Source organism: Limnohabitans sp. (assembly GCF_017848645.1).
Lineage (GTDB): Bacteria > Pseudomonadota > Gammaproteobacteria > Burkholderiales > Burkholderiaceae_C > Limnohabitans_A.
Window position 1 is genome coordinate 83,979 of record NZ_JAFEIF010000069.1, and the last position, 10,629, is coordinate 94,607.

8 protein-coding genes are annotated in these 10,629 nt (G+C 61.3%); 4 read left to right on the top strand and 4 right to left on the bottom strand.

What is annotated here, in order from left to right; translation table 11 throughout:
* The first annotated feature begins 1 nt into the window (after position 1).
* From QZ190_RS14840 to QZ190_RS14850, 3 genes are all read left to right on the top strand, one after another.
* The gene (locus QZ190_RS14840; RefSeq protein ID WP_291917700.1) at positions 2 to 3,100 is read left to right on the top strand and encodes an efflux RND transporter permease subunit; all 3,099 of its coding nucleotides are present in this window, start codon (positions 2 to 4) and stop codon (positions 3,098 to 3,100) included.
* Positions 3,101 to 3,129: 29 nt separating this feature from the next.
* Positions 3,130 to 4,728, top strand: a complete 1,599-nt coding sequence (locus tag QZ190_RS14845; protein WP_291917702.1) for a phosphoethanolamine transferase — start codon at positions 3,130 to 3,132, stop codon at positions 4,726 to 4,728.
* A gap of 99 nt (positions 4,729 to 4,827) precedes the next feature.
* On the top strand, positions 4,828 to 5,529 hold the full coding sequence (locus tag QZ190_RS14850) for an SDR family oxidoreductase (RefSeq protein WP_291917704.1): 702 nt from the start codon (positions 4,828 to 4,830) through the stop codon (positions 5,527 to 5,529).
* Between the two features lie 44 nt (positions 5,530 to 5,573).
* Here the strand turns inward: QZ190_RS14850 and QZ190_RS14855 are convergent, their stop codons facing one another.
* Together QZ190_RS14855 and QZ190_RS14860 are read right to left on the bottom strand one after the other, a co-directional pair.
* Entirely contained in the window at positions 5,574 to 6,431 is an 858-nt protein-coding gene (locus tag QZ190_RS14855) for a DUF6671 family protein (protein ID WP_291917707.1), read from the bottom strand.
* Positions 6,428 to 7,435 carry a sodium-dependent bicarbonate transport family permease gene (locus QZ190_RS14860; RefSeq protein WP_291917709.1) on the bottom strand — a complete coding sequence of 336 codons (1,008 nt, stop codon included), beginning with the start codon at positions 7,433 to 7,435 and terminating at the stop codon, positions 6,428 to 6,430. Before QZ190_RS14860 ends, QZ190_RS14855 begins: the two co-directional genes overlap by 4 nt.
* A gap of 84 nt (positions 7,436 to 7,519) precedes the next feature.
* On the opposite strand from QZ190_RS14860, the gene QZ190_RS14865 reads away from it, so the two are divergent.
* A complete protein-coding gene (locus tag QZ190_RS14865) occupies positions 7,520 to 8,416 on the top strand; it encodes a LysR family transcriptional regulator (protein WP_291917712.1) in 897 nt (298 codons plus the stop codon).
* A 44-nt stretch (positions 8,417 to 8,460) separates the two neighbouring features.
* Here QZ190_RS14865 and QZ190_RS14870 read toward each other — a convergent pair whose 3' ends face one another.
* A complete protein-coding gene (locus tag QZ190_RS14870; protein WP_291917714.1) occupies positions 8,461 to 9,567 on the bottom strand; it encodes a hypothetical protein in 1,107 nt (368 codons plus the stop codon).
* A gap of 122 nt (positions 9,568 to 9,689) precedes the next feature.
* On the bottom strand, positions 9,690 to 10,629 hold a 940-nt coding region (locus tag QZ190_RS14875), incomplete at its 5' end, for a cryptochrome/photolyase family protein (RefSeq protein ID WP_367114246.1).

The following is a 10,629-nucleotide window of genomic DNA, read 5'->3' on the forward strand; positions in this document are numbered from 1 at the left end:
CATGCTCAACGTCTCTTCCTGGTCGATCCGCAACCCGATCCCGGCGGTCATGCTGTTTGTGCTGCTGACGGTGGCGGGCCTGATCGCGTTCGGCTCGATGAAGGTGCAGAACTTTCCCGATCTGGATGTGCCCACCATCTCTGTGACGGCCAGCCTGCCCGGTGTGGCGCCTTCGCAGCTCGAAACCGATGTGGCCCGCAAGCTCGAAAACGCGCTGGCGCCGCTGCAAGGCCTCAAACACATCACCACCAAGGTGCAAGACGGTGTGGTGTCCATCACCGCCGAGTTCCGCATGGAAAAGCCCAGCCAGGAGGCGGTGGACGATGTGCGTTCGGCCATCCAGGGCGTGCGGGCCGATTTGCCCGGCGACCTGCGTGACCCGGTGGTGCAAAAGCTCAACCTGGCCGGTACACCCGTGCTGGCCTACACCGTGCGCTCGGCGCGCATGGACGACGAGGCCTTGTCGTGGCTGGTGGACAAAGAGATCACCCGCAAACTCTTGTCGCTGCGCGGTGTGGGGGCCGTGAACCGCGTGGGCGGCGTGACGCGCGAAGTGCGTGTGGCGCTCGACGTGAACCGCTTGCAGTCGCTGGGCATCACAGCGGCCGAAGTGTCGCGCCAGCTCAAGCAGGTGCAGCAAGAAGGCTCGGGCGGGCGCATGGATGTGGGCGCGGGTGAACAACCCGTGCGCACCTTGGCCACCGTCAAGACGGCGCAAGAAGTCGGACAAATCGAGCTGGCCACATCGCGGGGCGGCAGTGTGCGCCTGGACCAAGTGGCCACGGTGAGCGACACCTTGGCCGATGCGCGATCTGCCGCCGCACTGGACGGCAAGCCCGTGGTGGGTTTTGAAGTGGTGCGCAGCAAGGGCGAGAGCGAGGTGGCCGTGGGCCGTTTGGTGCGCCAGGCGCTGGCCGATTACCGTTTGCAAAACCCCGACATCGAGATCACCGAGGCCTTTGACTTTGTGACCCCGGTGGAGGAGGAATACAACGGTTCACTCGTGCTGCTGTATGAGGGCGCGATTTTGGCGGTGCTGGTGGTGTGGCTGTTTTTGCGTGACTGGCGGGCCACGTTTGTGTCGGCCGTGGCGCTGCCGCTGTCGGTCATCCCGGCCTTCATCGGCATGGCGTACCTGGGCTTTTCCATCAACGTGGTGACATTGCTGGCGCTGTCCTTGGTGATCGGCGTGCTGGTGGACGACGCGATTGTCGAGGTCGAAAACATCGTGCGCCATTTGCGCATGGGCAAGTCGCCGTATCAGGCGGCGATGGAGGCGGCCGATGAAATCGGTCTGGCGGTGATTGCCACCACCTTCACCTTGATCGCGGTGTTTTTGCCCACGGCTTTCATGAGCGGCATTCCGGGCAAGTTCTTCAAGCAGTTTGGCTGGACGGCGTCGCTGGCGGTGTTCGCCTCGCTGGTGGTGGCGCGGGTCCTCACGCCCATGATGGCGGCTTACATCTTGAAGCCCATCGTCACGGCCGCGCACGAACCCGGCTGGCTCAAGCGCTACATGGTCTGGGCCACTTGGTGCATGCGGCACCGCCTGGTCACCATGGTCTTGGCCACGCTGTTTTTCATCGGCTCCATCATGCTGGTGCCGCTCTTGCCCAAGGGCTTCATTCCGCCGGACGACAACTCGCAAACCCAGGTCTATGTGGAGTTGCCTCCGGGCTCCACCTTGGCGCAAACCCAAGCCAGTGCCGAACACGCCCGCACACTGCTCATGACGGTGAACGACGTGAAAAGCGTCTACACCACGATTGGCGGCGGCAGCGCTGGCAGTGATCCTTTTGCGGGGGGCGGTGCGGCCGAGGTGCGCAAGGCCACGCTCACCATCCAGCTGAGCGAGCGCGGCACACGCCCGCGCAAGCAAGCGATTGAAAACGACATTCGCACAGCCTTGCAGCAACTGCCCGGCGTGCGCAGCAAAGTGGGCTTGGGCGGCTCGGGCGAGAAATACGTGTTGGTGCTCACCGGCGAAGACCCGCAGGCCCTGCAAACCGCGGCCATGGCCGTGGAGCGCGACCTGCGCACCATTTCAGGCCTGGGCTCCATTGCGTCCACCGCCAGCTTGGTGCGACCTGAGATCGCGGTGCGCCCCGACTTTGCCAAAGCCGCCGATTTGGGCGTGACCAGCGCAGCCATCAGCGACACCTTGCGCGTGGCCACGCTGGGCGACTACGACCAAGCCCTGCCCAAGCTCAATTTGTCGGAGCGCCAGGTGCCCATCGTCGTGAAATTGGGCGACGAGTCGCGGCAAGACCTGGCCACACTCGAGCGCCTGATGGTGCCCGGCAGCCGTGGCCCGGTCATGCTGGGCCAGGTGGCCAGCATCGAGGTGGCGGGCGGCCCGGCGGTGATTGACCGTTATGACCGCCAGCGCAACATCAACTTCGAGATCGAACTCTCTGGCATGCCGCTGGGTGATGTGACAGCGGCGGTGCAAAAGCTGCCTGCGCTGCAAAGCCTGCCGCCGGGTGTGAAGATCGTGGAAGTGGGTGACGCCGAAGTGATGGGCGAACTCTTTGCCAGCTTTGGCCTGGCCATGATGATCGGCGTGCTGTGCATCTACATCGTGCTGGTGTTGTTGTTCAAGGGCTTTTTGCACCCGATCACGATTTTGGCGGCGCTGCCGCTGTCGCTGGGCGGCGCGTTTGTGGGCTTGCTGATTGCACAAAAGAGCTTCTCGATGCCCTCGCTCATTGGCCTCATCATGCTCATGGGCATCGCCACCAAAAACTCCATCTTGCTGGTCGAATACGCCATTGAAGCGCGGCGCGGCAAACCCGCTGAAGGTGATCACCCCGCCGTGCCGCCCATGAGCCGCTGGGACGCGTTGCTCGACGCGTGCCACAAACGCGCCCGCCCCATCGTCATGACCACCATTGCCATGGGCGCGGGCATGCTGCCCATTGCCGTGGGCTGGGGCGCAGCGGACGCGAGTTTCCGCTCACCCATGGCGATTGCCGTGATCGGCGGCTTGCTCACCAGCACGGTGCTGAGCTTGCTGGTGGTGCCAGTGGTGTTCACTTATCTGGATGACCTGGGGCAGTGGGCGGCGCGGTTGTTCAAGAAGGTGACGCGGGGGGCATGAGGTCCTCTTGAACGGCTTTGACGCACACCATGTCACCCCAACAGCTCCGCCTGTCATTGGCTGGTCTGGCCCTGAGTGCCTTGATCCTGGCGCTGGTGCTGGCTTACGACGGCAAACGCATTTTTCAGGTGTTGGTGTTGGCTTTGCCTGCTGTGCTGTGCCTAGGCTGGCCCAGTCGGCGCAGGGCGTTGCGTGCACTGCAACTGGGTTTTGTCGCCATCATGGGGTTTGCTTTCATCGCCGATGCGGCTGTGCGGGGGTTTTTGTTGGACGTTTACGGGGCCAGCCCAGCCAGTGCCATGGTCCTGACGGCGGTTGCGAACACCACACCGCAGGAAGCGGTGGAGTTCATGGCGATGTACAGGGTCAGCGTATGGCTTTGGGTACTTTTTGCGCTCATGATGCTGGCCATTCTCAGCGCCAGTCTTGTGGGGTGGTGGCGCATGTCCTTGCCGCTTTGGCAGCTTGCAGGCTGGCGCTTTGGGGCCGTGTTGTTGCTCTTGACATTGGTGGCCCTGTCGCTGGCGATCAAGCCATGGCGGCAACACCATCCGTTGCTTTTCTGGACGGGCTGGGTGGCCGATGTGTCGTCGCTGCGAGACCAGTGGACCGACCTCGGTGAACAGCGCCAACGCTTGCTGACGAACGCACAGACCCAACATCCGCAACTCACTTCAGGAGCCCCCGATACGGTGGTGCTGGTCATCAGCGAAAGCATCAACCGAGCCCATCTGTCCCTGTATGGTTATCCCCGCGACACCACACCTGCGCTCATGCAGCTTGAGCAGAGCGAAGGGGATCGTCTGGGCGTTTTCCAGCACGCATGGTCGGTGGATGCCAGCACGGTTCAGGCGCTGCGCAATTTCTTTTACTTTGGCCATGCCCAGGATCAACAACAGCATTTGATGGCATTGGCCGCCAAGGCGGGTTATGAGACATGGTGGATCAGCAACCACGACGATCTGGCCATTGACCAAGAGCATGCGCAATTGGCGGATCGGGTTCACATGTTGAACAAGACGCCGGGTCGCTCTGGACTCTCGCTCGATGAAGGTACATTGCCTCTGCTGCATGCGGCTTTGCAACACAAAGCCGCTCGAAAACTCATCGTGGTGCATCTTTTGGGCACACACCCGCATTACGCCTTGCGGCACCCAGACCAGCGAACACCGTTCAACAACGTCAAGGATGGGGTTTACCAGGGGTTGAAAGACCAGGGTCGTCCTTCGCGTGTGCGGGCGTTACGCAACGACTACGACTCGGCGATTCACTACCATGACGCGGTGGTCGCAGCCACTTTGGACATGACGCGCACACTGGGCAAGCATGCCACTTGGGTTTATTTTTCTGACCATGGTCAAGAGGTCGGCCATGTCAGCAACCATGTTGGCCACAGCGCGTCTACTGCAGACGGTTACCGCGTGCCGCTGCTCATCTGGGGCGAAGGCATGGAAAATTTGCCATCGCGCAGCTTCACGCAACCGGTGCGAACCGATTGGCTTGGGCACAGTGTGATGCGTTTGCTGGGGATCGATTGGTTGGGGCATGTGCCGGAAAAAGATGTGCTCGACAACAGGTACCGGTGGCAAGCCCCCAATTTGCCGATGGTGACGAATTTCGCCTCTTGAGGCTGGCAAGATGTCTTTGCCTGCGGCGAATGCATCCATCAGGCGCGTGATCATCTTTGGTGGATGGACAAACATTGACAAACAACGAGAGGACAACACATGAGCAACAAGGTGGCGATGGTGGTGGGTGGTGGCAGCGGCATGGGGGCTGCTGCGGCGCGCAAGCTGGCGCAAGATGGCTTTCAGGTGGCGGTGTTGTCTTCGTCCGGCAAGGGCGAGGCGCTGGGCCGCGAGTTGGGTGGCTTGGGGCTGACGGGCTCCAACCAGTCGAGCGAAGACCTGCAAAAGCTGGTCGATCAAACCATGGCGCGTTGGGGCCGCATCGACGTGCTGGTCAACAGCGCAGGCCACGGCCCCAAGGGCCCGGTGCTGGAGCTGACCGATGCGCAGTGGCACTTGGGGCTCGACATGTATTTCTTGAACGTGGTGCGCTCTGTGCGCCTGGTGGCGCCCATCATGGTCCAGCAAAAAGCGGGGGCCATCGTCAACATCTCCAGCGCCTGGGTGGTCGAGCCCAGCGCCATGTTCCCGACGTCTGCGGTGGCACGCGCAGGTCTCGCCGCTTTCACCAAGCTGTTTGCCGATGAGCACGCCGCGCACAACGTGCGCATGAACAATGTCTTGCCCGGCTGGATTGACAGCTTGCCCGCCAAAGAAGAGCGCCGCGAAAGTGTGCCGATGCAGCGCTACGGCACCAGCGAAGAAGTGGCCGCGACCATCGCCTTTTTGGCCTCAGAAGGCGCGGCTTACATCACGGGCCAGAACATCCGCGTTGACGGCGGCTTGATGCGCTCGGTGTGAATGTCTGAGGGCACGTTCGCCGCCTGCCGCTCACCCCCTGCGTTTCAAGGGTTGCAGAAATCACAACGGGCCGGATCGGCCCAGAGTTGGGTGTGAACGGCCCGGTGTTCTTCGTGGCCGCATTTTTTGCAGCCCCAGATTTCGGCTTTGGGCAATCGGGTCAAGCTGCCGCAGTCACGGCAGGGCAGGCCCGGAATCTGCTGGCTGAGCCAGTAGCCCGGTGTGTCACAGCCAGGGCACATCGACAGCAATTTTTGAATCAGGTCCCCGGTCGCCTTGAGGATGGTTTTCTGCCGAGTTGGATTGCAAAAAGCCCGCAGATCGTTTTCGACAAACACCACGCCATTGGCGGATTTGGCTTGGGCCAGGTGAAAGGCCTTCAGCAATGTCTCGCGATCGCGGATGCCTTTGTCCATGTCGGTGTGCTCGGCGTGTTCCGGTCGCAGCACCAGATGGTGCTCTGGAAAACCAGCCTCTGCGGCAAAGCGCTCCAGCTCTTGCAGGCTGGTCACCATCCGGTGCAGGCTTTGGGCGGGTCCGTGTGCAAAGCCGGTCACTTCAATCCCTGACAATCGATCGACCCACAACACGACCTCGGTGTTCCAGGGCATGAAAGCGCCAAAAGGGTCGGGGCCAAACGAGCCTTCACTGGCCAAGCCGACAGACGCACCCGTCAGCGCCATGCCGATGCTGGCTTTTTTGCGGGCCGCATCGAGTTGGGAGCCGGCCCGGGTCAGTTCACGCGTGAATGTGCCCAATTGGTCGGTGTCATAGCCATCGGTGTGAACCAACTGGCAGCCCAGCGCGGCTTCGAGCGGCTCGCGCACGAGAACCTGCTTGCCATGTTGCGTCAAAAACGCGACGGTGCGGCCGTCATAAAAACGAGCTCCTGCCATGCTCATCCCAAGACCGCTTGCGCCACCGCCAAATAAAACGGAATGCCCAGCACGATGTTCAGCGGAAAGGTCAGCCCCAGGCTGAGCCCGAAATACAGCGCGGGTTTGGCCTCGGGCAAGGCGGTGCGCAGCACGGCGGGCACGGCGATGTAGGACGCACTGGCCGCCAGCACCATGAGCAAAGCCCCGTCGCCTGCACTCAGTTGTAATGCGAAGGCCACGCCCAGGGCCAAAGCCGCGTGCACCAGGGGCCCGATCACCGCATAAGCGATCAGTACGGGCGACTGGCCCTTGACTTGTGGCAGGTTGCGCGCCGCCATCAAGCCCATGTCGAGCAGGAAGAAGGCCAGCATGCCTTTGAAAAGGTCCACCGAGAAGGGGGCCATCGCCTCTTTGCCCGCTTCGCCCGTGACCAGGCCGATCACCATAGCCCCCAAGAGCAGCAACTGCGCACCATCGGTGAAGGACTCGTGCAGGATCTTGCCCACCGACGCGCCATGAGGCGTGGCAGGTCCACCCAGTGCGGCCCCGCCACCCGCTTGCAGCGCCACACCCGAAGCCTGTTTTTGTCGCAATGAATTGGCCAGCACCACTGCGAGGATGATGGCGGGCGACTCCATCAGGGCCATGGCCGCAGCCATGTGTCCGCCGTAAGCCACGCCCTGGTTTTCCAGGGTCTGCACCGCTGTGACAAAGGTCACTGCGCTCACCGAGCCATACGTGGCAGCCACGGCCGCTGCGTCAAAACCCGAGACAAAGCGCCGCAGCACGGCGTAACCGATGAGCGGGATGACGATGGCCAGCAACACAGCGGCGGCCAGGCTGATGCCCACGTCGGCCGTCAGGCCCGATTGCGACAGCGCAAAGCCGCCCTTCAAACCCAGGGCCATCAACAGGTAGAGCGATAAAAAGCGGGAGATGGCGGGTGGGATTTCGAGGTTGGATTTGACGGTGCCGGCCAGCACGCCGAAGATGAAAAAGAGGATGGCCGGGTCGATCAGATTTTGCATGGGGTTGTTCCTTGCGCCGATCATAGAAACGGACGGAGCACTTGTAAAATCGATTCTTCAACCCTTGAATATAGATAAAAGTCTATGAACGTCAGCTTCCGTCAATTGCGTTTGTTTCTGGCCTTGGCCGAAACCGGCAGCGTGAGCGCTGCGGCCAAGGTGATGCACGTCACCCAGCCCACGGCCTCGATGCAGCTCAAGGACATCAGCGAATCGGTGGGTTTGCCACTGTACGAGTTGGTGGGCAAAAAACTTTACCTGACCGAGGTGGGCCAAGAGCTGGCGCAGACCGCCCGCGCTGTGGCGCACACCTGGGACGCCTTTGAGCAAAACGTGGACGCGGCCAAGGGCTTGTCGCGCGGCAAGCTGCGGGTGGCGGTGGTGAGCACGGCCAAGTACTTCATGCCGCACCTGATCGGCAGCTTTTGCAAGCGGCACCCGGCCATTGACGTGTCGCTCGAAATCCTGAACCGCGACGGCGTGGTGCAACGGCTGCGTGACAACCTGGACGACCTCTACATCATGTCCATGCCGCCCAAAGACATGGACTTGGGCGACGAGGCCTTCATGCCCAACCCGATTGTGGTGATTGCGCCCACCTCGGACCCGCTGGCCAAACGCAGCACCGTGCCTTTGCACGAGTTGGCAGAGCGCCGCTTCATCCTGCGTGAAAAAGGCTCGGGCACACGCATGGCCGCCGACCAGTTTTTCCGGTCCATGAAGTTCCGCCCCGATGTGCGCCTCGAGCTGGGCAGCAACGAGGCGATCAAGGAGTCGGTGGCTGGGGGGCTGGGGGTAGGTGTGGTCTCGCGCCACGCCTTGCATGGCCACCAGAAAGAAAACGGCGTGAGCGTGATCGATGTCGCCGGCTTTCCCCTGCCCTCGGCCTGGCACATCGTTTACCCTGCGGGCAAAAAACTCTCACCGCTGGCGCTGGCCTTCAAGCAGCACGTGCTCAAGCAGATCAGTCGGCGCAAATGACAGGAGGCTGATGAGCGTGATGGATCAGCATGGGGTGACACGCCTTATCGGTGAACCAGGAGATTCAAAGACCGAAATGCAGCTTCCATGGACGGCCCCAATCGGAACGCGCGGTCCGTCAGCGAGGGTGCGGCAGCGGGTGTTTGCTGCAAGCATTGGTGGATGGCCTGCACCATGGCCTGGGCATCGTTGATCGGGGTGAACAGCACCAGATCTTCCCAGTCGGCATGTTGACCCTGATCGGTGGCGGCTTCAGAAATGACGCGCGCACCCAAAGACAGGCATTCACAAATGCGCGTACTTTCCAGCAAGGCGTTTTCGTAATAGTGAATGTTGACCACCACTTTGGCGTGCACCATGGCACGCCACAAGTCTTGCCCATACAAGCTGCGTTCCGCCCGCACATCAAAATGATCGCTCAGCACCTTGAGAAAGGCCTGTCGCCTTTTGTTTTTCAGATCCCCATAAAACAGCACATCGCATGTGCGCTCGCTTTCTGATTCGGTCAAAGCGCCCGCAAATTCAGCACCCGGGTAGTGGGCTACCGGCGACAAGGGCACATGAAAAATCATGTCGGCGGGTATGCCTTGCTGGGTCAAAAACTGGATGTTTTGTGCAGAGTAATCAAAAACCGCCACCGAGTTGTAAAGGATGTTCAGATACTCGGGGGTGAACCACCGGGGATGGACAGATTGCTCCATTTGAAAAACGATGCGTTTTTCGCGTGGGGGCAAGCGCGAAAACATTTGAGGGCAAATGACCAGGTACAGGTCTTCGGGAAAGTCCTCGGGCATTTCGTGGTCGATATGCACCGCAAACCCCAAAGCGCTTGCATGGGTCTGCAAGGCATGTGCCACAAATGTGGTCGGGCGGGTGCACACGATGCGCAGCGTGCCCGCAGCGCCCAAGCTTTTTTGGTCAACGATGTGTTGGCGGCGTAAAGGCCAATCGTTGGAGGACGACGGCGCAGGGTTTTGCAAGGCCAGACGCAGCCAAGCACGAAAAGCCGGGTGAATGTCTCCTGCATGGGGCCAAACCCAGGGCTGGAACACGCGCCGGGGTGCCAATTGGTCGTCAAATACCAGCGATTTCAACCAGGCACGAGGCTTGCCGTTGGCGTGAAAACCGATTTTTTTCAACACTTGGGCCATGAGTTCCATCCAGCAAACGCACCAAAATAACCTTGAATTGTCGCCATAAAACAAGGGCTCGAAACTCCTGGTGACAGGGACCGGATGGATCTTTTGATCCACACAGCGTTTGTGCAGGTCATTTACACCGCGTCCAGTCCCGCACGCGTGGCATCGGCTTGCTGGCTGATTTGCGCCTTGTCGTCTGCACTCATCTTGCCCACATGCTTGACCATGAGCGCGGTGCGCGGGTTGCCGGCAAAGTCGCTCTCGTGGCGGATCAAAAAATCCCAATACAGCGTGGTCATGGGGCAGGCGCTGGGGCCGGTGCGCACTTCGGGTTGGTAGCGGCAGCCTTTGCAGTAGTTGCTCATGCGGCTGACGTACTGGCCGCTGGCCACATAGGGCTTGCTGGTGAAGCGCCCGCCGTTGGCGTGCAGGGCCATCCCTAAGGTGTTGGGCGTCTCGACCCATTCGACCGCGTCCACGTACATGGCGCGGTACCAGGCGCTGACCTGCTGGGGTGACAAACCGGCCAGCACCGCAAACTGCCCGGTGACCATGAGGCGCTGGATGTGGTGCGCGTAGCCGTGTTGCAGGCTTTGGCCGATGGTCGCTTGCATGCAGGCCATCTGGGTCTTGCCCGTCCAGTACCACTTGGGCAGGTCGCGGGTGTGGCCATAGTGGTTGGCCTCGGCCATGTGGGGCATGTCCAGCCAGTACACACCGCGAATGAACTCGCGCCAGCCCAGCACCTGGCGGATGAAGCCCTCGACACTGGCCAGCGGCAAGCCGCGCGCGTGGTAGGCCTGCTCGGCCGCCACAATCACCTCACGCGGGTGAAGCAGGTGCAGGTTGATGCTGCTGCCCACCAAAGCGTGCCAGCCAAAGGGGAGCGTGGTCCACATGGCGTCTTGCCAGGCGCCAAAGTTTTCCAGGCGTTGGTCAATGAAATGCTGTAGCGCCACCAGCGCGTCTTCTCGGGTGACAGGCCAGGCAAAGTGGTCCAGTGTGCCCGGGTGCTGGGCAAAGCGTGTTTGCACCAGCGCGATCACGTCTTGCGTCACGCGGTCGGGTGCAAAG